The sequence below is a fragment of the Dyadobacter sp. CY347 genome (assembly GCF_021502655.1).
Classification (GTDB): Bacteria; Bacteroidota; Bacteroidia; order Cytophagales; family Spirosomataceae; genus Dyadobacter.
This window is the reverse complement of sequence record NZ_JAKFFT010000002.1, coordinates 591,786-618,338: the sequence shown is the minus strand read 5'-3', so window position 1 is coordinate 618,338 and position 26,553 is coordinate 591,786. Positions and strand designations below refer to the sequence as shown.

The window sequence follows — 26,553 nt, the reverse complement described above, 5'->3', positions numbered from 1 at the left end:
ATATCGTATTATCCGAAATAATCCGCCATGTGATTTCTGTCTGCATGATGGTGTGAATGCGAGTCAATTGCGTCCTTAATCATCCCAGCGCCGATAAATGGCAGCGAAATTATGGTGGAAATGATCATTGCAACAAACAAAATCGTTGCGAAAAGTAGCTTACCTGAATAATATATGATGTTTGTGACGAAGTTCATAGCCGTTACTGTTTATGTGATATTTTTCAATGACAAAATTAAATAAATAACCATGCCAGCCTAATTTAATATGAAAATTTTCTTATAAATTTAAATGATTTAAAGGATTTGGGCATTTTTAACTATGCTTTTGCAGCTTTCGTTGTGGCTTTGTCAAACACATTCGATGTGCAAGAAAGTATAAGAATAATTAATTCTACAACTCACACACACATTGCATACATGACACATTATCTCGTCCTGCTTTTCAGATTCCTCTTCGCAATGATCCTTGCCATTGCGACCGTCATTACTGTCATCATCATATCCCCTTTCTGGCTGATATTCTGGGTCTGGAAACAGTTATCTGAAAAAAATTCGCGCAGGTAAAAGAAAGCTTCAAGGAGTTTTTATATTGCATTTACTGACGAAAATGCTCCTATGAAACGAAGAAACTTTGTGCGCCTCACTTCTGCCGCGGGAATTGCTATGGCTGCGTTTCCCATTTTAAATTGTAATTCGGGAACGCGCAACGGGAAGAAGCCGGATGCGTCTGCATTTCAATTATCAGAAATGACGGTGGCGCAAATGCAGGATGGAATGAAAAAAGGAACATTAACATCACGCGCTATAACAAAAAGTTACCTGGATCAAATTGCCTTACTGGATCGTAACGGCCCGAAAATAAATGCTGTCATCGAGATCAACCCGGACGCGCTTGCCATTGCAGAAGCGATGGATGCGGAAAGAAAAAAAGGACGCTTGCGGGGCCCTATGCATGGAATCCCGATATTAATCAAAGACAATATCGATACGAAAGACAAAATGCAGACGACTGCGGGTTCCATCGCGCTCTCCGGAAACATTGCTTCGAATGATGCATTTGTAGTCAAAAAATTACGCGAAGCCGGCGCAGTGATCCTCGGCAAAACAAACCTGAGCGAATGGGCCAACTTCCGGTCTACGCAGTCTTCAAGCGGATGGAGCAGCCGCGGAGGACAAACAAAAAATCCGTACATATTGGATCGTTCTCCGTGCGGGTCCAGTTCGGGCTCGGGCGCGGCGGTTGCAGCCAACCTTTGCGCAGTTGCGGTAGGCACAGAAACAAATGGATCTATTGCATGTCCGGCGGCAACGAATGGTGTGGTCGGGATCAAGCCAACGGTTGGGCTGGTGAGCCGGTCCGGAATTATCCCCATATCAGCGACTCAGGACACTGCCGGGCCGTTGGGTAGAACCGTGGCGGACGCTGCTACATTATTAAGTGTCATGATCGGAGCCGATGAAAATGATCCGTCCAGAATTCCTGTGACACACCAAAAATTCACCGATTTTTCCGGCTCATTTGACTTGAACGGACTGAATGGCAAGCGGATCGGAGTTGAAAAAGGCTTTTTAAAACAAAATAAAGATGTGGACGCGCTGTTACAAAAAGCATTGGTCCAAATGAAAGAGAAAGGCGCTGTTATCGTAGAAGTGGACTATATGAAGACACAAAAAGTGGATAATGCCGAATCGATTGTGCTCCAATATGAATTCAAGGATGGTTTGAATAAATACCTTTCCAAATCCAATGCTAAAATCAAGTCCCTTGCTGAACTTATTGCCTTCAATAAAGCAAATGCGGCAAAAGCCATGCCGTACTTTCAACAGGAATTGCTGGAAATTTCAGAAGGGAGAGGCAGTTTGCAATCCAAAGAATACCAGGAGGCCCTGGCGAAAATTCTGAATGTGAGAAATGCATTGAATGCATTATTCGAATCGGAAAAACTGGATGCGCTTTGCGGGCCTGCCACCGGTCCGGCGTGGTGTAATGATCTTGTGAAAGGCGATCTTTGGTCAGGATATGGCGGTTATGGACCCGCCGCTATTTCAGGATTTCCTTCCGTAACCGTTCCAATGGGTGCGGTAAATGAGCTACCGATCGGAATTTCATTTTTGGGTAAGGCGTTTGCAGACGCCGGGCTCATTCGCATTGCCTATGCTTATGAACAAGCATCTAAAAATAGAACAGCTCCCAAATTTATTGAGACACTCGCCGGGTAATGATTGTAGGTTAATGTCTTTATTCGTGCTAACCTGCGGGCTGCTGTTATCTTGCTAAATACGTTTCATAAATAGACCCTTTCTGGCCCAGAAACTGGTTAGCTTCCTGCTGGGAATATATTGTCAGGCCCAATTCGTAAAAATCTTCAAACTTGTTATAAGGATAAGGCGTAAACTTTACCTTATCAGGAAATAGCATCGATGTAACAACATTCTCTTGCAACGCGCGACGGATCTGAGACATCGGAACTACCAGGCCGAGCAGGAGAAATATCATCAGCGGGTAAGCGACTTTTTGTTTGTACCAATGAGGATGCTCTTTCATCCAGGTTGAAAAACCTTGCAAAATAAACAGCGAAAGCAATGTCAAAACGGGCGTATTCCCTCTTAGGAACCAATCATTCCACTTCCCCATTCGAACCAGCGAAATAAGGATCAGGAGCATAAATAAGGCCAGAATAATGTCCCTGTTCATGTTTTTGTGGAGGTTCAGGATTAACACAATGCCAATCAGCACGCCCAGATCAATCACAACCCCGAAGAAATAGTGAAAGGCAATCTCGTTCAGCGGGTTGAATTGCCATATAAAACCGGCAATGACCGAGCTTTTACCGGATAGGAAATAAAAGAATGTCGGGATGAAGATCAGGCCGGGAATGAGAATGTCAATCAGAACCTGCCGCTCAAACAGCGCCTTGATGCCATTGCGGTAACGTAAGAGAACGAGCATTGAAAAAATGATCACGAACACGATCGAGGGGAAGATCCCCCAGATAAAAATCGCGATCACAGCCAGGAAGCTTCGTTCCGGTTTTTTTAAATACACATAATCATGAAAGAGGATGGACGAAACAATGATGATGGGGATCAGCTGGTTGGGCGCCCATTGTGCCTGGTAAAGAACCGGCCAGATTTCAGTGAAAAATGGCGGCACATAATAATTCAGGCCTATCAATTTCAGCGTGATCACTTTCACCAAGTGCCCTACGCCACCCAGCGAAAGGAACAGCACGAGCGACAAATAACTTTTCCCCGTAAAAATAAAGATCCAGCAAAAGCCAAGAAATAACCCCACCGAAGCCCATAAATAAAGCGCGATGCCCGACAGTTCGCCGAGCATTTTCGAGATCAGCGCAGGAACCAGGAAAAACCCGAAATAATGGCAGGCATAGCGGCCATTTGCCTTGAACAAAACCGGCCACGAATGGTTGAAAAGCGTGTAATATTTTGAATTATGTGCCCAATAATCAAATGCCTGGAAGCAAAACCCTCCTATTCCGGAGAATGCGATAATGAGCAAAGAAATCACGGATATCTGTGCAAGCTCCCGGGGGCTGATATCGGCCAGGCTATTACTTTTAAGGCGATAGTTGTAAACAAATATGCAGATGATCGCCAGCGCAAGCATTAAGGACAAGGGTAACCGAAACCAACCCAGCGAAAAAATGAGGTTAGGTAAAAGAAGGTAACCCAAACTTAAATTGCGAAGTAGCGTTGTTTTCATTTAAACTTCCGAGAATTAGCAGATTCAAAGGATTCGTCTGAATACGGCCAGAAATGGCATATTAAAGCTCTCGAAAAAACAGGGCTTTTGAAAACGCAGTTAGCAAGCGGCAGCGAATACATTCTTACAGGTTGTAAAATCGGGATCAAATTTGTTTTAATTTTTACTCAAATGCAATGGGTTTGCTACAATTAATTGAAATAGCGTAGTATAATTTCGAGCAGCAAGTAATCCGTTCATTTCAGCTCCTTTTGAAGGCATCCCAAAAAATAGCCCACATGAACAGAAGAACTTTCGTAAAAGGGACTGCTGCCGGAATTTGCACTTTGCCCGTCACTTCGGCACTCGCATTTGGCACTGTAACCAGGAAGATACAAAAGATGCCCGATTGGTTGGACGCGCTGGTAAAACAAAATGATACCGGCGTAGAGGCGATCAGAAAATTGCAGGTCAAAGATGCTCAAAATCCCGCATATGGTGGATTGATGGATGCTTTTGACGTTGTTAATCCACACACCACATCCGCATTGATCCAGGCCGGGGCAAACGCCCTTTCCTCTGCTGGCTCGCGGTTTTTTCAATCTCAGGAATTGCTGGCTGACATGAACCTGGCGGCACTATATCTGGTCAAAACACAGCATGAGGACGGCACGATCGACCTGCTTTCCACCAATTTCCATTCAACGCCCGACACAGGATTTCTAGTAAAACGACTCGTTACTGCGTATACGCTTATTCAGAAATCGGCGACCAAAGGCTCCGAAAAAATGCTCGCGAACCTGAAAACATTCCTGATCCGGGGCGGAAATGCGCTTGCAGTTGGCGGAATACATACGCCCAATCACCGGTGGGTGGTATGTGCGGCACTCGCAAAGCTCAATTCGCTATGGCCCGATCCCAAGTATGTCGCCCGCGCAGAAGAGTGGCTCGGTGAGCACATTGACATTGATCCGGACGGGCAATACAATGAGAAAAGCACTTTCATTTATTCATCCCTGACCGACCGGCTGCTGATCACGATTGCAAACGGTTTTAACAAACCCGAACTGCTCGACGCCGTACGCAAAAACCTGGATATGACCATGTTCTACGTTCATCCAAACGGTGAGATCGTCACAGATGCGTCGGGGCGGCAGGACAAGGCGCTGATCGGGACGTTGGAAAACTATTATTATCCTTACCGTTACCTGGCATTAAAGGACCAGAACGGCGCATATGCCGCTATGTGCCAGATGATTGAAAAAACGGCCGGGCTGAAAATCGGCGGTTTTCTGGATTACTATCTCGCAGACCCGACATTATGGAAAGACTTGCCAGCTCCCAAGCCGTTACCAGTCAATTATGTCAAAACATTTCCGAATTCGGGCCTTGTCAGGATCCGCCGGGGAAACTGGGACAGCACATTGATTGCAAATAACCCGTCGTGGTTCACATTTATGAAAGGAAACGCGGTGCTTCAAGGCGTGCGGCTGGCTTCTTCGTTTTTTGGCAAAGGCCAGTTTCAGTCGGAAAAGCTTGAAGAGAAGGGCAAAACCTGGGAGCTGATCCAGACATTGGAAGGACCTTATTTTCAGCCTTATCCCAAAGATTTTATTGCAAAAGACGGGGATTGGGAAAAAATGCCGCGGCTCTTCCGGCCGGTGAGCGAAGTGCAAAATCTGGAAACCAAAATCCTCATCAGCGAGACGGAAAACGGCATGCAAATTGAAATACAAACCTCCGGCACCGAACGCGTGCCCATCGCTCTTGAACTGATTTTCAGGCCCGGCGGCACATTTAACGGATTAACGCAGATTGAAAACACCAAAGATTCATGGCTGCTGAAAGAAGGGACCGGCAGTTATAGTTTCAATGGTGACATTATCTCTTTTGGCCCTGGGATTGGCTTGCACAAGAACATTGCATTACGCGGCGCACTTCCCGCTGTTGAAGCACCGACGGTGTACCTGAATGGTTTTACGCCTTTCAAGCATATGATCCGGTTTTCGTAGTGCCTTTTTTAGATAATTCACTTAGTGGCAAGTATTTAATATCATGATTATTAGTTAAATTTGATTTTACTCTCCCTTGTTTTCTGGCGCTGGAAATTTAACCTGTCACATTATGCTGAAAAGGTTTATAACATTCATTTTGGTGCTTGTCTCGCAAATCACCCTTGCGAATCAGATCCTTATCCCGATGGATAACACGCAGACAAACCACTTGAAGGCTTACGGCCTCGCGTATATGTTGTTGAAAGGGGAGATTGACGTCGATTGGCTGCTTAATTACCGCGGCGGTGCTTTTAAAGTGGCTTATAGCAAGTCCATTGAGAATGAATGCAAGCTCCGCGCCGTTTCCTATGAAGTGCTATCCGAATCGGCAAGCGCGCAGATTGTGAGCCAGATCAGTAATCCCAACGTGAATATGGACGTAATCAAGCTGCATAAAGCCGCTAAAATTGCCGTTTATTCACCGATCAAGATCAGCCCATCCGAATTTGAGAATACGGATGCCGTGTTATTGGTTTTAAAATATGCGGAAATTCCCTTTGAAGTGATTTATGACGAGGAAATTTTGAAAGGCGACCTGCCGAAATATGACTGGCTGCATTTGCATCATGAAGATTTCACCGGGCAATTTGGAAAAAGCCTGCGACGAACAACGCCGGCAGACGTAAAAGCGCAGGAAGCCATTGCAAGTCGGTTTGGTTTTGCCAAAGTCCCGCAGATGAAGCTGGCTGTTGCAAAAGCGATCAAAGAATTCTGTGCGGGCGGCGGTTTCCTGTTTGCCATGTGTTCCGGCGCAGAGACCTTTGACATTGCATTGGCGGCCGAAGGCATTGACATTGTCGACAATATGGATGGCGACGGCGTAGATCCTGACGCGCAGTCCAGGCTCGATTTTGAAAAAACATTCGCATTCCAGAATTTCAAACTGGCGCTGGATGAATATGAAGGGATGACATTTTCCGACATTAATTCCTCCGCGGGAGGTTTTCGCAGCTGGGGCGAAGAAGGGGCCTACTTTTCGTTGTTTGATTTTTCTGCCAAATGGGACGTAATCCCCGCAATGCTCGTTCAGAATCATGAACATCTGATCAGGGAATTTATGGGTCAGACTTTTGCATTCTCAAAAAAAACCGTCAAACCCAGCGTACTCGTGATGGGAACAGCAGCTTCTTCGGATCGCTACATCTATGGCGAACTGGGCCGTGGACAATGGACATTTTACGGCGGCCACGATCCCGAAGGACGCGGCGGAGGGGGTCGCAGAATGCCAACAGATCTCAATCTTTATCCCAATTCACCGGGTTACCGATTGATATTGAACAATGTTTTGTTTCCATCGGCAAGGAAAAAGAAGCGCAAAACTTAGACTTTGCAAGACTTCACCATTAAAGCACCAGTTCCATTTTAATGTCGGCGCGTTTGAAGTTGTGGCCGGTTAGCGGAACTTCTACAAATCCGAGCTTTCTATAAAGGTTAATGCCGGCTGCTGAGCCTTTTTTGTTGGAATAAAGAATGATTTTCTGCGCTCCCAGCTCCCGCGCCTTTTCAATGATCGCATGACCCAGCAGGTCACCGATTTTCTTTCCGCGCATTTCCTTCGAAACAGTCATTTTACTCATTTCAACCACGCCAGGCTCGCCTTGTTTTAATGCGCAGGTTCCTACCGGTTCATTCTGGTATAGCGCCATCAAAATAGCGCCTCCGTCTTTCAGATAATACTTTTCCGGATCTTCCAAAACTTTCTCATCTTCCGGTTCAACTTCGTAAGCTGCTGATATCCAAGTATAATTCAAGTCGTAAAAGGCCTTTGCATGGTCAGGATTGTAATGCACGATTTTGATCGCCGAGTTGGCTTCTCCGTTGTTTGGACCTTGGTAATGGTCGTCTAAGTGATTATCAGCTTGATTCATGGTAGGTAATCAGTTGTTTGCTAAGTAGTTTTGGCAGCGGGATCGGGCGAATCTGGTGATTTGACAATATTCATTTTAAATAACCAACAATCAACCCTCCCGCTCTTTCCGAGGCCCCCGGGCTGCCGACGCGTTCCTGCAATGTTTTATAATCCAATAATTGCTGCTGATGCTTAGCTCCGCCTGGAAGAATTTGCTTTAATTCTTTAACCAACAAATCCTCATTTAATTCATCCTGAATCAGCTCCCTGACCGCTTCTTTTTCTAAAATCAGATTAACCAATGAAATAAACGGAACGCGGATAAGGCGTTTGGCGATGGCGTAGGAGAATGTGCTGGTTTTGTAGCAGACTACTTCCGGGACGCTGAATAAGGCGGTTTCCAATGTGGCGGTGCCGGATGTTACCAATGCTGCATCGGCAATGCTCAGCAAATCATAGGTGGATTCATAAACGATAACGGCGTTGTGTGCGGCAATGTATTTTTCATACAATGTTTTGGGCAGGTTACTCACGCCGGCAATGACGAACTGGTGAGCGGGGAAATGAGGCTGGACCGTCAGCATAATATCCAGCATACCGACGATTTCCTGCTGCCTGCTCCCGGGAAGCAATGCTATTACAGGTTTAGCTGCTGTGAGGTTATTTTTTTGCTTAAAATCAGGATCCGGCTTGAATGCGGCAATGGCGTCCATCAGCGGGTTGCCGACATAATCCACTTCGTAATCGAACTTATTGTAAAAATCGATTTCAAATGGAAAGATCACGAACATGTGATCCACATTCTGCTTGATCTTTAATGCACGTTTCTGATTCCACGCCCAGACTTTTGGCGAAATGTAGTAGAAAACCTTTAAGCCTTTTGACTTGGCAAATGAGGCAATGCGCAAATTGAAGCCCGGGTAATCAATCAGAATCAATGCATCCGGCTTGTATTCCAGGATATCCGCTTTGCATTTTTTGAGAAAACCTGAAATTTTGTGCAGGTTAAGGGCCACTTCCAGGAAACCCATGAAAGCCGTATCCTTATAATGCGTAACCAGCTCCATGCCCGCCTCGGCCATCATATCACCTCCCCAGCCACGGAATTGCGCATCGGGATCATTCTCGCGGATTCCGCCGATGAGGTTGGAACCATGCAAATCTCCCGAACGCTCTCCTGCAATGAGGTAATATTTCATCTGGACTAGTCAGTTGGCGCTTATTCGCCGTAATACTCTACAAAATTCTTTGGCGTTTCAACCAGCTTAATGTAATGCAGCTTAGAATTCGGGGACGCCTCAGCGATGGCTGGCGCGAGAATATTCCATATTTCGTAAACAAATATTTCGCAGGAAGCCATTTTACCCTGCATAAAATCAACGTCCAGATTGAGATTTTTATGGTCTACTTTATCCACCACTTTCTCTTTCACAATGTCACCCAGCACTTTCAGATCGATCACAAATCCGGTGTCCGGATCGGGCTTTCCTTTTACCGTAACAATCAGCTCAAAATTATGTCCGTGCCAATTGTTGTTCGCACACGGCCCAAACACCTCCTGGTTTTTTTCCTCAGACCAAGCCGGATTAAAAAGTCGGTGGGCTGCGTTAAAATGCTCTTTTCTTGTTACGTAAATCATAAATCTTCTCCTCCCTTAATAAATAGGGTACAAAATTACATCTTGTATCCGTAGTTTTGCAGTTTAACAAGAGGATAATAATAAAAATCACATATAATCTCTCCCATGATTATCGTAACAGGTGCAGCCGGATTCATCGGCAGCGGGCTTATCAGCCGACTTAATAAAGACGGTTTTAAGAGCATTATCGCAGTCGATGATTTTTCCAAAATCGAGAAAGCAGAAAATCTTGAAGGAAAAACAATTCAGGAAAAGGTTGAAAGGTCCGGGCTTTTCGAATGGCTTGATCAACACAACCGGGACGTGGAATTCATCTTTCACATTGGCGCACGGACTGACACAACTGAATTTGACCGGGAAATTTTTGAAGAGCTTAATGTCAGTTATTCCAAGCAGATCTGGGAAAAATGCGTGGCTTATCAAATTCCGCTTGTATATGCATCATCCGCAGCCACTTATGGTTTGGGCGAGCATGGTTATGATGACAATGAATCTACATTATCGCAGCTGAAACCGCTGAATCCTTACGGTGATTCTAAAAATGAATTTGATATCTGGGCTTTGCAGCAGGAGAAAAAGCCGTTTTTCTGGGCTGGATTGAAGTTTTTCAATGTATATGGCCCGAATGAATATCACAAAGGCAGAATGGCATCCGTTGTTATGCATGCATTCAATCAAATTAATAAAACGGAGAAAATGAAACTTTTCCGCTCGCATAACCCTGATTTCAAAGATGGTGAGCAGATGCGTGATTTTATTTATGTAAAAGACCTGATCGACGTGTGTATTTTCTTTATGCACCACCGCAAAAATTCGGGGATCTATAATCTCGGAAGCGGCCGCGCCAGAACATTCAAAGACCTGGTAACAAGCACATTCAATGCAATGGGCAAGCCTGCTGACATTTCGTATATAGATACGCCGGAAGACATTCGCGATAAATATCAGTATTTCACACAAGCGAATATGAGCAAACTGCGCTCCATCGGTTTCACACGTCCGTTTACTTCGCTGGAAGACGGAATTGATGACTATGTGAAGAACTATCTTTCGACGGGAGCTTACCTATAAATCCGCATTTTTGTGTATTTTTGATGTTCTCAATAAACTCAATCCCCGTTCTCTGTGTTACTATTAAACGAAACACAGTGTGATAATAATTAGACTATGAGCAAAGAAGATGAATTGTTGGAGGAAATCACCAGTTCGGAATACAAATATGGTTTTGTAACTGATATTGAGGCAGATGAGGCTCCTATGGGGCTGAATGATGACATTGTCAGGTTTATCTCAGCCAAAAAAAATGAACCGGAGTGGATGCTTGCGTGGCGTTTGAAAGCTTATCATTTGTGGCTGACTATGGCTGAACCCAAGTGGCCGAACGTACATTATCCAAAAATCGATTTTCAGGCAATCAAATATTATTCGGCGCCTAAGAAGAAAAAGCAGGTTGACAGTCTGGATGACATTGATCCCGAATTGCGCGACACTTTTGAGCGTCTGGGAATTTCCCTTAACGAACAAAAAAGACTTTCAGGCGTTTCCATCGCAGTGGATGCGGTGATGGACTCCGAATCGGTTTTTACAACATTTAAAGAATCGCTGAAAGAAAAAGGAATTATTTTCTGCTCGATCAGCGAGGCCATTCGTGAACATCCGGCATTGGTTCAAAAATATCTCGGATCGGTTGTTCCGCCAAAGGACAACTATTATGCAGCATTGAATTCCGCTGTATTCTCTGACGGTTCATTTGTTTACATTCCAAAAGGCGTTCGCTGCCCGATGGAGCTTTCGACTTATTTCCGGATCAATGCGGCTGGAACAGGACAGTTTGAGCGCACATTGATTATCGGTGATGCCGATAGCCATGTAAGTTACCTGGAAGGTTGTACAGCGCCAATGCGTGATGAAAATCAGTTGCATGCTGCGGTTGTAGAAATTTTCGCGCATGAGAATGCGAATGTTAAATATTCGACTGTGCAAAACTGGTATCCTGGTGATAAGGACGGTAAAGGCGGGATTTATAACTTCGTTACTAAACGTGGTCTTTGCGACGGCGCTGGTTCGAAAATCTCCTGGACACAAGTTGAAACCGGTTCAGCGATCACATGGAAATATCCTTCGGTGATCTTGAAAGGCGATAATTCAATTGGTGAATTTTATTCTGTTGCTGTGACCAATAACATGCAACAAGCTGATACGGGCACAAAAATGATCCATATCGGTAAGAATACGAAGAGCCGGATTGTTTCGAAAGGAATTTCAGCTGGTAAAAGCCAGAATTCATACAGAGGACTTGTTCAGGTCTTCAAAAAAGCTGAGAAAGCCCGTAACTTCTCGCAATGCGATTCCCTCTTATTGGGTGACAAATGCGGTGCGCATACTTTCCCATACATTGAAGTAAGCAATCCTTCGGCTACTGTTGAGCACGAAGCTACGACTTCGAAGATCGGTGAAGACATTCTCTTTTATTGCAACCAACGCGGAATTCCAACGGAACAAGCAGTTGCTTTGATCGTCAATGGATATGCAAAAGAGGTGTTGAACCAGCTTCCTATGGAGTTTGCGGTGGAAGCACAAAAATTACTGGAAATCAGTTTGGAAGGCAGCGTAGGTTGATGCTGTAAACCAACTTTTTATATGATTACCCCACGAAAGCCTTTGATTCGTCAAAGGCTTTTTGTATTTTATTGACCTGAAAAAAAATATTTTCCACTAAACCACTATATGACTCACGTTCCGCAACTGATTGTCGACCTATCTTTAATACTCACGATGGCGGGTATCATTACCCTTATTTTTAAAAAATTAAAACAGCCCATCGTTTTAGGTTACATATTGGCCGGATTACTTGTAGGTCCTAATTTCCACCTCTTCCCTACCATTACCGACATTAAAACCATTGAAATATGGGCTGAGATCGGTGTTATTTTCCTGCTGTTCAATCTAGGTCTTGAATTCAGTTTCAAAAAGCTGGTTAAGGTCGGGAATACGGCCGCGATAACGGGTTTGTTTGAAGTGGGAATGATGCTGGCAACGGGTTTTATAACGGGCCAGTTGCTTGGTTGGAGCAAAACAGACAGTCTATTTCTCGGCGGGATCATCGCGATTTCCTCTACTACAATCATATTCCGGGCCTTCGACGAATTAGGCCTTAAAACACAAAAATTCACCCGCGTCGTGCTGGGTATTCTGGTCATTGAAGACCTAACTGCGGTTTTACTAATGGTCTTGCTGTCAACGCTTTCCATCAGTCAGCAATTCGCAGGAATGGAGCTGCTGCAATCCATTCTTAAATTGTTCTTTTTCCTGACATTGTGGTTCCTAGGCGGCATATTCGTGTTCCCAACATTGCTCAGACGTTACAGAAAGCTGATGAATGACGAGAGCGTGCTTATCACCTCTGTTGCATTGTGTTTCGGAATGGTGTTTCTGGTCACCCAGGCGGGCTTTTCGGCGGCGCTTGGCGCATTTATAATGGGTTCAATTCTGGCTGAAACAACACATGCAGAAAAGATAGAGCATTTATTGAAGCCATTGAAAGATCTTTTTGGTGCAGTGTTCTTTATATCGGTTGGAATGTTAATTAACCCGGGCTTGCTGATTGAATACGCATTGCCGACAGCCATACTGGTATTGGTTGTGATAGTGGGTAAAACAACGTTCGTTTCACTTGGAGCTATTATTTCAGGGCAGCCTCTTAAAAATTCCTTACAATCTGGCATGAGCATGTCGCAGATTGGTGAATTTTCTTTCATCATTGCCAACCTCGGGCTTTCTCTGAGCGTTACGAGCAGCTTTCTTTATCCGATTGCAGTGGGCGTTTCGGTAATAACGACATTTACAACGCCTTATATGATGAAAGCATCCGAACCGCTTTCAGAATGGCTTGAAAAACGACTGCCGGAGAAATGGAAACATTATCTTAACCGATACAGCACAAGCACCGAAACCATTGTCCAGACCACACATTGGAACCAGATCCTGAAATCCTATTCGCAAACGGTTATCTTAAATTCTGTGGTGATCATTGGAATTATAATGGCTTCCTCACGCCAACTTGCGGACCAATTGCATACCCGGGTTCCGGAAACTTACATTACCAATGCTGTATTATTTGGCATTACATTCCTGCTGATTTCCCCGTTTCTGTGGGCACTTATTTTTAAAAGGTCAAACCGGAAAGCTTATTCTGCGATCTGGCTGAGCAGGAAATTCAGCCGGGGTCCGCTGTTGTTGCTAGAACTGTCCCGTGTGCTGATAGCGATTTTGTTAATGGGCTTTCTGCTCAGTTCCTTTTTCGCAACACCCACAGCGCTGACGGTTGCAGCTGGAATTATGATCTTGGGCTTCGCAATTTTTTACCAAAGATTACAAACTTTCTATAATCGAATTGAGGAGCGTTTTTTGCAGAATCTTAATGCAAGGCAACTGGAAGGAAGCGGGAAATCGAAGAAAATATTGCTGCCATGGGATGCGCACTTTGCATTCCTGGAAGTAAGCCCCGATTCGTCCCTTATCGGCAAGACATTACAGGAATTGAAGATCCGAGAGAATTTCGGCATTAATGTGGTGCTGATCGAGCGCGGCAGCAAAACCATTTACCTCCCCCGCCCTACCGAAGTGCTGTATCCCTGCGATCGCATTGAAGTGATCGGGACGGATGACCAGCTGGATATTTTCCGCGGGCACATTGAAGTCAGCACAAATGGTGACGTTTATATGGCGCATGAGGACAGCATTGTACTGGAACGTGTTGAGGTAAGGAGCGAATATCAGATCCGTGGGAAAAGCATCAGGAGCAGCCAGATCAGGGAGAAAACGCGTGGTATGATTGTCGGTCTGGAACGCAATGGTGAGCGGATCCTCAATCCCGATTCATCGATGATCATTGAAAACGATGATGTTTTGTGGATCGCGGGTGAAAAGGATCTGATCAAAGAATTTGTTAAGACAAAATCGGCCAACAGCGACGAGGAAATTCCGGCTCTGTCCTGATTCGAATTATGCATTGAGCAGTCCCTGCAACCCGCCCGTGTGCACGGCAACAATTGTAGTGCCCTTTTGAAAATGTCCTTTATTGATCAGATCAAACAGTCCAAAGACCATTTTCGCGGTGTAAACCTGTTCAAGCCGGATGCCAAACTCTTGCTGAACACCATTCATGAATTCGATCAGCTCCTGGTTCCATTTGGCATAACCTCCGAAATGATAATCGGTAAGAAGTTGCAACCTGCCGGGTGAATGGTAATCGTTCAGGAGATTGTTAATGTCCTGTTTTAAAAACTCCCCACCTTTTAAGGCTGAGAATGCAAGCACATTTGCGCCCGCTGATAACAATCCGGCAGCTGTTCCACCAGTCCCGGCAGCAACGGCAAAGTAACCCGGCGCTCTATTCAACTGCAAATTTACTTCCGGCACCATTTCCGCAACACCTTTTAATGCTAATGCAGACGTTCCACCCTCAGGGATTATAAATGGTTGACCAAATGTTGCGGCAATTTCCTGCAAATAATCATCAGAATTCCTGAGCCTGTATTCTGAACGGGATACAAAATGCAGCTGCATTCCCTGTTCTTTGCAAAAAGTCAATGTCGGCGAAAGCTTTTCTGACAACTCCTCTCCTCTTACAATGCCAACTGTTTCAAAACCCAGAACTTTACCGGCAGCCGCCGTCGCATACAAATGATTGGAAAACGCACCGCCAAAGGTTATGATGCGATGATATCCCTGCGTTTGGGCTTCGAGTAAATTGTATTTCAACTTCCTCCATTTATTCCCTGAGACCGTCGGGTGGATCAAATCGTCGCGCTTCATGTACAGTTCCACACCAGCACTTTCCGTGATGAAATTGGAAAGCCTCTGGATCGGGGTTGGCAGCATGGCACTGATTAAATCCACTTATTTTGATAATTTTGTTTATAATAAATAACCAATTGGAATGTCCGAAGACAATATTGAGATTGCCTCAGAAGAAGATGATTTGTTTGAACATTACAGAATTGTTGCTGATAAAGGTCAGGGATTAATCAGGCTTGACAAATATTTGAGCCTACACGTCGCAAATGCTTCGCGGACAAAAATACAAAATGGAATCGATGCGGAAGCTGTAAAGGTGAATGGCCATGTGACGAAGGCGAGTTACAAAGTTAAACCGTTGGATGTCATCACGCTTTCGCTTCCTGAGCCGCCACGCGATACGGAGATCATTCCCGAAAACATTGCATTGGACATTATTTATGAAGATGAGGTTCTTTTGATTGTAAACAAACCAACTGGGATGGTGGTCCATCCGGCGTTCGGGAACTGGTCGGGAACGCTTATTAATGCATTGGTTTACCACTTTCAACAATTGCCGACCGGCAGAAACGGCGAAGGACGGCCAGGCCTGGTCCACCGCATTGATAAGGACACTTCCGGCTTGCTGGTTATTGCCAAAACCGAATTTGCCATGACATTTTTGGCCAAACAATTTTCGGATCACACTATTGAGCGGACCTACAATGCACTGATCTGGGGCGAGCCGAAAGAGGAATCAGGGACTATAACCGGCAACATTGGAAGGAGCGCCAGAGACCGTCGTGTGATGGACATTTTCCCTGACGCAAGCCAGGGCAAACATGCGGTCACGCATTACAAGACGATCAAGTCCTTTCGTAATGTCACATTAGTTCAATGTAACCTTGAAACGGGCCGCACGCACCAGATCCGGGCGCATATGAAGCACATTGGGCATCCGATCTTTAACGATACAACTTATGGCGGGGACAAAATTCTGCGCGGCCCGTCGAATGGCAGTTATAAGGCCATGGTAACGAATCTTTTTGATCTGCTGCCAGGCCAGGCCCTTCATGCGAAATCGCTGGGATTTGTGCATCCTGCGACCAGACAATGGATGCAATTTGATACGGAACTCCCTGAAAATTTTCAGACGATCCTAGAAAAGTGGGAAATCTATACGAACAATCAGTAGGAAATTGTATCTTCTAAACTCTTACTGAATATTTATAAAACGAAGCTATGACAATCTCAACCCGACCCGGAACCCTCGAAGACATCCCTGCAATTTTTGAATTGGTCAAAGAACTGGCACTTTATGAAAGGGCCCTGGATCAGGTTTCGAACAATGTCGAAAAAATGACCCGCGACTATAATGAGAAATTGTATGACTTCTTCGTTGCCGAATCGGATTCCAGGATCATAGGCTTGTCGCTCTACTATTACCGTTACTCGACCTGGAAAGGGAAAAGATTGTATATGGAGGACATTATCGTAACCGAAGACATGCGCGGAAATGGCATCGGTAAAATACTGTTCGATGCAACCGTAGCAGCTGCCAAACAAACCGGCTGCACAGGCATGTTATGGCAGGTGCTGGACTGGAACACCTCAGCAGTTGGCTTCTACCGCAAATACGGCACCAACTTCGATAATGAATGGATCAATTGCAGCCTGGATTTTTAAGGTTTTAGCAAATCCGGCCTGCGTTCCTTTGTTCGCTGGATAGATTGCTCATAGCGCCATTCATCGATCTTCGCTTCATGCCCCGACATAAGGATATCAGGAACCTTATGCCCTTCGAACTCAGCTGGGCGTGTATATACGGGTGGTGCAAGCAGGTTATCCTGGAATGAGTCGGTTAATGCAGAAGTTTCATCATTAAGCACGCCTGGAAGCAAGCGGATAATCGCATCAGAAAGGACAGCTGCAGCTAGTTCGCCGCCGGAAAGCACGTAATCTCCGATGCTCACCTCTTTGGTGATAAACATATCGCGTACACGCTGATCAACGCCTTTGTAATGTCCGCAAAGCATGATGATGTTGCCTTTTAAGGAAAGCTGGTTCACCATAGGCTGTTGCATCAATTCGCCGTCGGGGGTAAGATAAATAACTTCGTCATAAGCTCGTTCCTGCTGCAACCCGCGGATGCAACGAGCAATGGGTTCAATCTGCAAAACCATCCCGGCCCCTCCACCGAAGGCATAATCATCAATCGTGCGATGCTTATTTACCGAATAATCCCGGATATCATGCACGACCACCTCCACAAAACCGCCTTGCTGGGCACGTTTCAGAATTGAATGCGCAAAAAAGCTATCCAGCAGGTTGGGAACGCATGTTAGAATATCAATCCGCATCATCCGGTGTATTTTCAGAATCAGAATTATCAAGATAAACTTCAAGAAGACCTTCCGGCAGATTTACCATCAGTTGCTTATTTTCTTTGTCCGCTCTTAACACAATGTCAGCCGCTGTCGGAATAAGCACTTCCACGCCCTGGTAATCCATGGCGATCAGATCCTGGCCATTCAGGGAATACACTTCACGCACCACGCCAAGTGTCCCGGCTGTTTGATCAACAACTGTAAAGCCTTTGATTTCATGATAATAAAATTCCTCATTACTCAACTCTTCCAACTCGTCCAGCGACAGGTAAAGTGAGCTTCCGACAAGTGCCTGCGCCTTTTCGATCGTATTGATATCTTCGAACTTCACAATGGCATTAGCCTGCTTTTGTAAGTTGAAATTCTCGATGAAATAAGGAACGAGCTCTCCTTTGATCTCAACATAAATCGCGTCTAGATCTTCATATTCCTCCGGGTAATCCACGTCAAGGAAAATGACAACATTGCCCGCCGTTCCGTGCGTGCGGACGATATAACCTAATAAATAACAATTGTCCTGTGTCACCTGGTTATCAAAAATGGTGTAAGTATAAAACAAGATGAGTCTGTACGGATCACCGACAGACTCATAAAGATTGTATTTTGTTGCTAATTACTCAGCTTTTTTCTCTGCTGATTCATCAGTTGCAGGAGTTTCAGTAGATGCTGGCGCCTCTGCTTCAGGAGTTTCAACTGTTGCTGGTGCCTCAGCTTCAACTGGTGCTGCTGCTTCAACTTCCGGTGCGTCAGCCGCTGCTGTTTCAACAGGTGCTGGTGCAGCTGCCTCAACTGGTGCTGTTTCTTCAACTGCAGTCTCTTCTGCCGCTGTTTCGTCAGCTACTGCTTCGTTAGAAACTTCTTCTGCTACTGTGTCAACACCCGCTTCTGCTTCCTCAACTTCAGGAGCTTCTTCAACAGGAGGTGCATTTTTCTTAGCGATTGCTTCTGCACGAGTCTGGCTTACTTTACGCTCAGCTTCAAGTCTGGCTTGCTTGTCAGAATCTTTCTTTTGTGAAATAGAATCAGCAGCAGTTGCTTTGCGGTCTGTTTTCGATCCTTTCCATTCGTCAAAACGTGAATCAGCAACTTCTTGCGTGATTGCACCTTTGATAACGCCTACTTGCAAGTGTTTTTTCAACATAACACCTTCGTGTTGCAAAATAGAACGTGCTGTATCAGTCGGTTGCGCACCTTTCAAAAGCCAATCAACTGCTTTATCCGCTTCCAAAACGATGGATGCAGGGTTTGTTCCCGGGTTATAGATACCCAATTTTTCGATGAAGCGACCATCACGTGGTGCTCTGGCATCTGCGACTACGATATCATAAATCGCCTTCTTCTTGCGTCCACGACGCGCCAACCTAATTTTAACTGCCATTATTGAATTTGTTATGGTCGGGAACTCGTCCCTAAATTAAACAGGGTGCAAAGGTAAGGGAAATTCCTGAATTCACGAACTGTTCCACAAAAAAAGGAAGGTAATCGCTTACCTTCCTTTTCGTTATGTTTTCGCTAAATCTTACGGGCGGAAACCGGCAGGATATGTTGAGCGGATCGTGTTATTAGGCAAGATCTTGATTTCAACACGACGGTTAGACTGCAAGCCTTCAACTGTTGTATTCTCAGCGATCGGGCGATACTCACCATAATGTTCTACAATGATACGGCTAGGATCAGTTATTCCGGCACGGATCAGGAAGCGTTTCGCGGCATCAACACGACGACGTGAAAGTGATACGTTATAAGCGTCAGAAGCACGTGCATCCGTGTGACCAACCAGAACGATGCGGCAGTTTGTACGCATGTTCAGAAGTTCAACCACTTTGCTCAAAGTTTCTTTTGATGGATTGCGGATGATCGCTTTGTCAGTATCAAATTCAATATTGCTGAACAATGCTTCGCATTCGTCTTTTGGCAAGTTGTTTTTGATAGCGTCTCTGATGATTTTATCAAGATCCATTGCTACTCCACCACCTGATACGATGCTTCCGATTGGCGTATTAGGTTCTTTGTCAAATAGATCGGCTACACCATCACCATCTGAATCTGTATAAAGACGTGGATCAACTGGCTTAGGCATGTTTGCTTTTGCGATTGAATCTGCATCCTCCATAGTAGGATTGTATGGAACAGGGATCAAAGACTGTGGATTGGCCCAACGCAAGTGGTAACGGCCGCTTCCTGCATCATATTTACCTTTTTTAGCCATTACCGCATTCTTACCAAGTTTGTAAGTCAAAGCGATAGAAGCAATTCCCCAGCCGTCATTTTTAGAATCGTCTTTTGCAAACGTCCAGATTCCAGCCTGGGTACGATAATCGCTCAAACCGCCTACTGTAGCGTCAAGCTTCTCTGTGTTTACGTAATTGTAAGTAAAGTCTAGGCCTAAGTCAAATCTTGGGGTTAGTTCATAATGTACGGATAGTCCGGCAGGTACAACCCATTCTCTTGTATATGTAGAACCATTGCGTTCCCATTTACCGGCTGTTTTCGAACTAGCGTCTGTGTTTGTTGAAACTTCGTAAGTGTTTCCGAAAAATTCACTTCTAGGATTTGTGTTGGTTGCAGTCAGATCCGTGTGGTAGTAAATGATACCGGCTCCCAAATGCGCATCAACTTTCCATCTTCTCAATTTCTTATAACCGAAAAGAAGTCTGTTAACATTAAGTGTTCCGTCGATTGTAACCTGAACAAATGAAGGGCTGTTGAACACCACATCGTATGAATCGCCTGTGATACGGCTCATGTGACCTTGTTTCGAGCCTTGCAGCTGGCCATTGTAACCAACGATCTGAACCCCAAAAAGCGGAGACAACTGCTTATTAATAGAAAGGCCCCAGCCCCCTGTTAATTTTTCGTTATTACTCCTTTTGAAATCATACTCTTTGATGTCACCGAAGAACTTGGTAATCCCCCCATAACCTGTGATGGACCAGGTGTTCATTTTATTGGGTCCTTCGTACGTTCGATTTTGGGCAAACGTGTTCAAACTCAGCAGGGAAAAACAAATAAAAGCAACGTAAAGATTCTTTCTCTTCATGGGAAACACCAGTTATGTGATTCAATTATTCACTAATTAATTAACTCGAAATAAGAAAAAAAATAAGCCTGTAAGCCGGATTCTGTTACCTTAAGCTGGCGAACCAGCATCAAGCTCCTACCATTTATCCAGGATTCCGGTCACCCGGAACCTCTAACGATCTACCCGTGCCAATGTCCCGAAAGACGGGGACGAGCAGCCCCACGGATTGACACCTATTTGACCTTTCAGCCCGTAAGGTTTACCGTGCCCCTTTGGTCACCCAAAGAGCGGTGGTCTCTTACTCCACCATTTCACCCTTACCTTGACACATAAAAAACATGCCAGGGCGGTATAATTTCTGTGGCACTTGCTGTCAGCATTCCGTCACCAGCCTGCTGCCTTCCTGTTAGGAAGTACGGTGCTCTTTGCTGCCCGGACTTTCCTCTCCGGCCGAAACCGCAGCGGTAGGTCAGCTTATTCCTTTCCTCTGACCACAAAGCTAAGAAATACTTTCTTTCGATCAGCAGTCAATATACTATTAAAAGTAAAAAATTATGATAATGACGCGGATTTTTAGAGAATTTTTGTCTCAAATTCCCTTTAATCCATTGACCTTCAAATTAACATTTCCGTTTGCAAATACAACAGCGTAAAGGTGTTCCGGTGTTAAATAAACCTTGTCAGGTGTAATATCCGTTAAGTTGCCTTTCAAAATGACACCTTCGGTGACTTTCAAATTGGACAATGCCTTCTGAATGGTTTTCTTCGCGTCGCTGATCTGCCCGCCCACCGGGAACACCATTTTCTTCTCCATCATCCTGCTAAACTGACCCTGTAAAAGCCAACCTGCTGTTTTTACAATAGAATTCTTGGTATCGAGGTCATAATCAAGACCTTTCAGCGACAATTGCTGTGTCACGGGATCATAATGCGGCACGCCTTTCAGATAAATGTCACCATTGATACTTCCTTTCAGCCCCGCTTTGATGACCAGTTTTTCATTTTGACCATACATATCAATTGACGTGACCTCTACATTATACTGCCCGGCCAGGAAAGAGAATTTTTCTCCGGCAAATTTTGCCGTAGCCAACCTCGCAGCTTCGGTATAGGAAACGACACTGATGAGACCCACTTTAAAATCCTCCGAAACCTTGCTGACGATCTGCAAATTAGGCAACTTTAAAACTGCCGGAATTGCTGGCTTCGTGGCAGACGTGATCGTTTGCGTGTAACCTTTAATGCCTATGACGGAACGGAGAATGCCATTTTTAGCCAGTAGAGGCGTCATTACCACACCTGTTGGCACAATGGCAAGCCAGGTATCAAATTCTTTTGAGAGCAAAACCGGCTGCCTGGCAATGTTCCAGGCCAATTCTGCATTCTTTTTCAGCTCAATGTTGCTGGCAACCTGTTCGTCAATGGCTTGGGTTATTTTTTCAAAGTTCTTGTTTAAAAGCCTGCTCGCCATGCTCTTAATCGGAATGTTGATGCCCGCAACTTTGACATTCGGATCGTTGATCCAATCGTAGCTGTCGACATATGTTTCTGATTTGATTGCCCAGTTAGGCGAAATCCCCAATTTTGAGATCAAACGAATGCGTATGGAAAACTCTGTATCCTTATAACCAGACATGGTAATGCCCAACGGACTTATTTTATATCCGGCGCTAACCCATATTTTAAGCGGAACTTCAAACAAAAATGAGGAATCTATAGCCACGACTTTAATAGGACTTATTTTCCAGACTTTGGCTTTAAGATTGTCATTGTCGTCATCTTCATAGCTGTTATCCTCATAAATAAGCCCTTTTATCTTCGCATTGATCTGATTTTCAATTTCAGCAATCGGAATTTCGACCGGAACATTGAGCACCGAGAGATGCTTTTCATTCTGGATTTCATTAACAGAGTACTTGTATTCTTCCATGGGCGCTTTCGGAGAGGTGCTTTTAGAACGGCACTGCCAGATGCTTAGCGCAAATGTCATTACCAACAATATATTCAGGCAATTAGTGAGCCAGTTATTTAATTTTGACGAGGGTCGCACCGTATCCGAATTTTTCTTTTTGAGCGTCTTTAAAATAATTAACATGCTGATTTTTACCAAGTCTCCTGTGTAATTCAGTCCTAAGAACACCGCTTCCGGCACCGTGGATGAATGTAATTTCTTCCATTCCATTCGCAATCGCAGATTCCAGATTACTCTCAAAAGCAGCAAGCTGTGTTTTTAAAATAGAATCATTAGAAAGCGAACCGACATGCTTGGTGAGCTTTTCAATGTGCAGATCAACAACCTGCTCAGGCTTTTCGAGCACGGGCGTTTCTACCTTACCGCCGCCCATCAGACTCGTTTTCAACTCATTGGAAAGATTTTCAGGGCTGGATTGTATCTCAGTTTTTAAATTCTCTTCATCGATCTGATAAACAAACGCATCCTTTCCCAACACAGGCGCTGTTCCTTTATTTTTATAAAATGATTGCGCCCTGCATTTGATTCGCCGGGTTAAAGCTTGCGGCAAAACGTGGTTACCTTCCCTGTAATAGAGTATCTTAAATTCAAAAACCGGCCACACTTCAAAATCCTTCATGATCAACTCCGACAACTTTTGCGCAGTCCGGGGTTGCAGCACGCCTCCTGCCAAACCTGTATTAACCTGCTCATTAACAGCAGCAGCCGTAAAAGGCAGAATCCAATCTGAATTATTAATAAGGTGCATTGTCACAGCACGGTCGTTTACCGCAACAAAAGCCAGATAGATTCCTTTCTCCGCGAAAGGCGCATTCCTGGGTACGATGACATCACTTTGCGACTTGATCTTTTTAGAATCCGGCTCCTTAACAAGTCGCTGACTCTCAACAGGTGAAATGGTCACGATCTCATTACGAAGCACAGGAATCCGAAAGCCATCCTCGATTTCTATCTCAACAATATTTCCGGGCAAAAAGGAATATATCACGCCTTCCTCCCGTCCATGCACAAGTCTTACTTTATCTCCAATATTCATATTTCTTCTGTTGAACTAATGACGGCCAGTCGGGCCATGTACTTTAAGCAACAATTGCTAAAAGTAAAAGGATTTAAAATCAATGCCTTTTTTGCTGAATTGCAACGCCGGAGCGGGAATTTTGATCGAATTAGCAAAAAAACCGATGGTCCGCACAAACTTACTTTTTGTTTTGATTTTTGTGAGATCAATATCCAGCGACAAATAATATTGCCGGTATGGATGGTAACCCCGCTCAATGCTCTTCTCTTTTTCAGCTGAAACCATATCATGGATGCCGTAACCCACTGACAGACAAAGCCAGGCAGGCCAACCGCTGTTTTTGAAGAATGTTCCCGGACTGCCGGAGAACCAATACGTCTGACCATTATAATCTTTCAGCCAGCTTTCGGAACGGGTGCTGCCCAACAATTCCGGGCGTACTTTTGCAAGTGAAGTATAATGAAAAGAAAATTTCGGTTGAATGCGCACCTCATCCCAAAGCGTGATCTGACCAAGATAAATGACCGACCCTGCAATGTTGCCAACCATGTCACCCGGAGAGAAGCCATAATCCGGCGAAAAACCGTCTAAAATCTCAATCGGTGTTTGGAAAATTATGCCGGAAATAGCTCCATAGACCAACATTTGCCGCTTTGAAATGCCCGTTTTCTTATAAAGTTCAGCAGTGTGCCGCGCGATCTGATAGGATGTGTAAACGTGCCCCATTTTGTCCATTTGGAGCCACTCGCCGGTGTCGTCTTTGAAAGTAAACTTGGTTAAAGGGTTCTTATACCACGACTTACTCAGACCATAAATCGTCCCTAAATAAAGTGCCGATTGGGCCGCGAAAATTCCACGCAGCATCCGATAGTTCGGCCTGACTTCTGACGAATCTGATTTAGCTGATGCCGGTTTTAATGTATCAATTCGTGAAGAATCTGTTTGCAAAACATTTCTTTGCAAAGAATCCGTTTGGGCAAATCCCTGATCCGAGAGAAAAACAGCCAGAATCAGCAGCAAGGAAACTAGAAAAAAACGCCTTTTAATATCCACCATGGTATTTTCTTAGGCCCCATTCTGCGCCGAGAAGCAGGACCAGGAGGAAGAACAACCACTTCATATAAATGATCTCGACCATTTCTTCACTACTGTCGAGCCGGTCAGAAGGGCGGTTTTCTTTGAGTTTTGAGATAAAATCCGCAAAAGTTGCGGGTGTAGTGAATGTTCCGCCGGAGCGGTTGGCAAGTTCGCGCAACATGCCGAAATCAGCCGTCGTGTTATTTAATTCAAGATCCGCATTACTGATCACAAACTGCCCGGTCACTTTTTCCTGGCCGGAACGCAATGACGTTGATGCCGCAAAACGGTAAACGCCATCGGACAAGCCGCTGACATTAAAACGAGGATTTTCTTTTGAATGTGTGTAAGTGAACTGTCTGGTCACGCCTTTTTCATTCGTGATATCCAGCTTCACTTCCTGTCCGTAAATCTGTTCGTAAATATCATTATAAATTTCAGTTTGAAACGCGACCTGTTCGCCCGCTTCAAATTCGTTTCGAACCGGGTATACGCGAAATTTACGCTTATCCTCCCTCACCGAAAGCACCTGGATCAGTTTCTGAAACAGGTTATCCACAACTTCCTGCTTATTGGTCTGTGCAAACTCTTCCTGCCTCCATTGCCATATGCCCTCTCCCGCCAGCACCGCCGTTTTTTGCCCGCCGTTTGTGTTTAAAACCAACAGCGGCTTGCTTGTATTTAGAGTTCCTACTTTTTGGAATAGTATCGTTTCAGTGCCCGACGAAATATTGTAATCGCCAAAAGGAACGGATAACGGCGGAAGCCGTTCCAGCAATTTCAGCTGTTCAGGATCAAAATTCAATTGCTGAAAAGCAGGATTAAAGCGCGCTGTAACCTTGTCGATCTGGTTATTGGTTGTATTAATGATCAGAGAACGATTCAATGAATTGGCCAGCGGCACCGCAGACTGGTTTCCCAGAATAAAGAAAAGCGGTGTTTTGGATTCAATAAAATTGCGAACCTGCGCATTACCAAGCCCCAGCACATTGGGGATTTGATGCAAAATGATCAGGTCATACGGTTTTGCAGTGGCAACGGGCGTATTTGAAATGGATAAAATCTTAATGTCCAGCTCGTAATTATCGTTGGCTTCGATCAGGCTGCGAATGCTCTTAATGTCCGGATGTGGTGCCAGTGCCATTAAAAGGATTTTTTGCCTGCCGTCAATAATGTCGATATAAACGTCTTTTTTGTTATTTCTTGGTGAAGTCTCGCCTGCTATGCCGCCCAATTCCAATGTGTAATGCTGAACACCTTTCTGGTTTGACGAAGCTTTAAAATCAAATGCTTTGAAGAAAGTCGGCCGGTCTACCATAACCTGCTGGCTTGCAATGACGCGCCCGTTTTGCTTCAATGTGATCGTTGTGGATTTTCCTGCCAGGCCATTAGCAGCAATTTCTGCACGGATAGGAAATTCATTTCCAAGATAGGCGATCCGGTTGCTGACCACATCTTTGATCCGGATATCCAGATCAGGAACAGTGTCGCCCACAGCCAATGTGCTTACTTTGAACGGAAAACGATTGTAAGCAGGTGATATTCCCTGATTTATAATGCCATCAGAAAGCAAAATAACATCTGTAAGGTTCCTTCCTTCAAAATTGGTTTTCACCGTTTGAAGCATTTCAGAAAGATCCGTTTTCCTGGCATTAAAACGGATCGAATCCGGAACCGGTGAACGTGAATCTTTTCCCAAAGTCTGCACACTCACCTCAAAGCCAGACGATTCCAGATCAGCGGCCGCACTGGAAATTTGCTTCATTAATGCTGGCCCTGGTCCTTTTAACGATTCCGAGTTATCGATCGCGAAGACAATTTTGGCTTTATCAACAGAAGTTTCTGTTTTGCGCACCAAAGGTCCTAACAACAAAAAACAGATTGTTCCAACAGCCAGTCCCCTCAACGCGGCGAGCACATAATTCCATTTTTTACCCCAGGGCGCCGTTGGTTGGTAAAGCAGGAATGCATAAGCAGCGCCTGCCACCAGACAGAAGACAATAAACCAGTAAGGGGTTTGGAAAATGAGTTCGGACCGCATGTGTTAAATGT

General features: G+C 44.8%; 22 protein-coding genes and 1 other RNA gene. 8 read left to right on the top strand and 15 right to left on the bottom strand.

The window, feature by feature from the left end:
• Positions 1 to 8: 8 nt before the first annotated feature.
• On the bottom strand, positions 9 to 197 hold the full coding sequence (locus L0659_RS03400; RefSeq protein WP_235124211.1) for a hypothetical protein: 189 nt from the start codon (positions 195 to 197) through the stop codon (positions 9 to 11).
• A 420-nt stretch (positions 198 to 617) separates the two neighbouring features.
• On the opposite strand from L0659_RS03400, the gene L0659_RS03395 reads away from it, so the two are divergent.
• Complete coding sequence (locus L0659_RS03395) at positions 618 to 2,222, top strand: amidase (protein ID WP_235124210.1); 1,605 nt, start codon at positions 618 to 620, stop codon at positions 2,220 to 2,222.
• Positions 2,223 to 2,268: 46 nt separating this feature from the next.
• On the opposite strand, the gene L0659_RS03390 is transcribed toward L0659_RS03395, so the two are convergent.
• The gene (locus L0659_RS03390; protein ID WP_235124209.1) at positions 2,269 to 3,726 is read right to left on the bottom strand and encodes a hypothetical protein; all 1,458 of its coding nucleotides are present in this window, start codon (positions 3,724 to 3,726) and stop codon (positions 2,269 to 2,271) included.
• A gap of 278 nt (positions 3,727 to 4,004) precedes the next feature.
• Here L0659_RS03390 and L0659_RS03385 point away from each other — a divergent pair, with 278 nt between their 5' ends.
• Together L0659_RS03385 and L0659_RS03380 are read left to right on the top strand one after the other, a co-directional pair.
• Positions 4,005 to 5,717, top strand: a complete 1,713-nt coding sequence (locus tag L0659_RS03385; RefSeq protein WP_235124208.1) for a hypothetical protein — start codon at positions 4,005 to 4,007, stop codon at positions 5,715 to 5,717.
• Positions 5,718 to 5,829: 112 nt separating this feature from the next.
• A complete protein-coding gene (locus L0659_RS03380) occupies positions 5,830 to 7,083 on the top strand; it encodes an asparagine synthetase B (protein ID WP_235124207.1) in 1,254 nt (417 codons plus the stop codon).
• Positions 7,084 to 7,102: 19 nt separating this feature from the next.
• On the opposite strand, the gene L0659_RS03375 is transcribed toward L0659_RS03380, so the two are convergent.
• From L0659_RS03375 to L0659_RS03365, 3 genes are all read right to left on the bottom strand, one after another.
• A complete protein-coding gene (locus L0659_RS03375) occupies positions 7,103 to 7,627 on the bottom strand; it encodes a GNAT family N-acetyltransferase (protein ID WP_235124206.1) in 525 nt (174 codons plus the stop codon).
• A 70-nt stretch (positions 7,628 to 7,697) separates the two neighbouring features.
• The gene (lpxB, locus tag L0659_RS03370) at positions 7,698 to 8,807 is read right to left on the bottom strand and encodes a lipid-A-disaccharide synthase (protein WP_235124205.1); all 1,110 of its coding nucleotides are present in this window, start codon (positions 8,805 to 8,807) and stop codon (positions 7,698 to 7,700) included.
• Between the two features lie 20 nt (positions 8,808 to 8,827).
• On the bottom strand, positions 8,828 to 9,247 hold the full coding sequence (locus L0659_RS03365; protein WP_235124203.1) for a 6-carboxytetrahydropterin synthase: 420 nt from the start codon (positions 9,245 to 9,247) through the stop codon (positions 8,828 to 8,830).
• A gap of 105 nt (positions 9,248 to 9,352) precedes the next feature.
• On the opposite strand from L0659_RS03365, the gene rfaD reads away from it, so the two are divergent.
• The 3 genes from rfaD (at position 9,353) to L0659_RS03350 (ending at position 14,245) form a co-directional block, all read left to right on the top strand.
• Positions 9,353 to 10,318, top strand: coding sequence for an ADP-glyceromanno-heptose 6-epimerase (gene rfaD, locus L0659_RS03360; RefSeq protein ID WP_235124202.1), 966 nt, complete (start codon positions 9,353 to 9,355; stop codon positions 10,316 to 10,318).
• 96 nt (positions 10,319 to 10,414) lie between these two features.
• Positions 10,415 to 11,866 carry a Fe-S cluster assembly protein SufB gene (gene sufB / locus L0659_RS03355; RefSeq protein WP_026631702.1) on the top strand — a complete coding sequence of 484 codons (1,452 nt, stop codon included), beginning with the start codon at positions 10,415 to 10,417 and terminating at the stop codon, positions 11,864 to 11,866.
• Between the two features lie 108 nt (positions 11,867 to 11,974).
• Complete coding sequence (locus L0659_RS03350; protein ID WP_235124200.1) at positions 11,975 to 14,245, top strand: cation:proton antiporter; 2,271 nt, start codon at positions 11,975 to 11,977, stop codon at positions 14,243 to 14,245.
• A gap of 6 nt (positions 14,246 to 14,251) precedes the next feature.
• Here L0659_RS03350 and L0659_RS03345 read toward each other — a convergent pair whose 3' ends face one another.
• On the bottom strand, positions 14,252 to 15,148 hold the full coding sequence (locus L0659_RS03345) for a 1-aminocyclopropane-1-carboxylate deaminase/D-cysteine desulfhydrase (protein WP_235124199.1): 897 nt from the start codon (positions 15,146 to 15,148) through the stop codon (positions 14,252 to 14,254).
• Positions 15,149 to 15,188: 40 nt separating this feature from the next.
• On the opposite strand from L0659_RS03345, the gene L0659_RS03340 reads away from it, so the two are divergent.
• Together L0659_RS03340 and L0659_RS03335 are read left to right on the top strand one after the other, a co-directional pair.
• Positions 15,189 to 16,220 (top strand): RluA family pseudouridine synthase, encoded by a 1,032-nt coding sequence (locus L0659_RS03340; RefSeq protein ID WP_235124198.1) that lies wholly within the window; start codon positions 15,189 to 15,191, stop codon positions 16,218 to 16,220.
• Positions 16,221 to 16,267: 47 nt separating this feature from the next.
• Positions 16,268 to 16,711, top strand: a complete 444-nt coding sequence (locus L0659_RS03335; protein WP_235124197.1) for a GNAT family N-acetyltransferase — start codon at positions 16,268 to 16,270, stop codon at positions 16,709 to 16,711.
• Here the strand turns inward: L0659_RS03335 and trmD are convergent.
• The 9 genes from trmD to L0659_RS03290 all read right to left on the bottom strand — a co-directional run bounded on the left by trmD (position 16,708) and on the right by L0659_RS03290 (position 26,542).
• Positions 16,708 to 17,385 carry a tRNA (guanosine(37)-N1)-methyltransferase TrmD gene (gene trmD, locus L0659_RS03330; protein WP_235125245.1) on the bottom strand — a complete coding sequence of 226 codons (678 nt, stop codon included), beginning with the start codon at positions 17,383 to 17,385 and terminating at the stop codon, positions 16,708 to 16,710. The two genes, L0659_RS03335 and trmD, sit on opposite strands and share 4 nt — an antisense overlap.
• Positions 17,375 to 17,938, bottom strand: a complete 564-nt coding sequence (rimM, locus tag L0659_RS03325) for a ribosome maturation factor RimM (protein WP_235125244.1) — start codon at positions 17,936 to 17,938, stop codon at positions 17,375 to 17,377. Before rimM ends, trmD begins: the two co-directional genes overlap by 11 nt.
• An 87-nt stretch (positions 17,939 to 18,025) precedes the next feature.
• Positions 18,026 to 18,790: a 30S ribosomal protein S16 gene (locus L0659_RS03320; RefSeq protein ID WP_235124196.1), complete on the bottom strand. Its 765-nt coding sequence runs from the start codon at positions 18,788 to 18,790 to the stop codon at positions 18,026 to 18,028.
• Positions 18,791 to 18,931: 141 nt separating this feature from the next.
• Positions 18,932 to 20,452 (bottom strand): OmpA family protein, encoded by a 1,521-nt coding sequence (locus tag L0659_RS03315; protein ID WP_235124195.1) that lies wholly within the window; start codon positions 20,450 to 20,452, stop codon positions 18,932 to 18,934.
• 55 nt (positions 20,453 to 20,507) lie between these two features.
• An RNA gene (rnpB, locus tag L0659_RS03310) (RNase P RNA component class A) lies at positions 20,508 to 20,915 on the bottom strand.
• A 108-nt stretch (positions 20,916 to 21,023) separates the two neighbouring features.
• Entirely contained in the window at positions 21,024 to 22,424 is a 1,401-nt protein-coding gene (locus L0659_RS03305; protein ID WP_235124194.1) for a DUF4403 family protein, read from the bottom strand.
• 34 nt (positions 22,425 to 22,458) lie between these two features.
• On the bottom strand, positions 22,459 to 23,442 hold the full coding sequence (locus L0659_RS03300) for a DUF2027 domain-containing protein (protein ID WP_235124192.1): 984 nt from the start codon (positions 23,440 to 23,442) through the stop codon (positions 22,459 to 22,461).
• 57 nt (positions 23,443 to 23,499) lie between these two features.
• The gene (locus tag L0659_RS03295) at positions 23,500 to 24,480 is read right to left on the bottom strand and encodes a DUF2279 domain-containing protein (protein ID WP_235124191.1); all 981 of its coding nucleotides are present in this window, start codon (positions 24,478 to 24,480) and stop codon (positions 23,500 to 23,502) included.
• Positions 24,467 to 26,542 (bottom strand): VWA domain-containing protein, encoded by a 2,076-nt coding sequence (locus tag L0659_RS03290; RefSeq protein WP_235124190.1) that lies wholly within the window; start codon positions 26,540 to 26,542, stop codon positions 24,467 to 24,469. The genes L0659_RS03295 and L0659_RS03290 overlap by 14 nt, the downstream gene beginning before the upstream one ends.
• Positions 26,543 to 26,553: the final 11 nt, after the last annotated feature.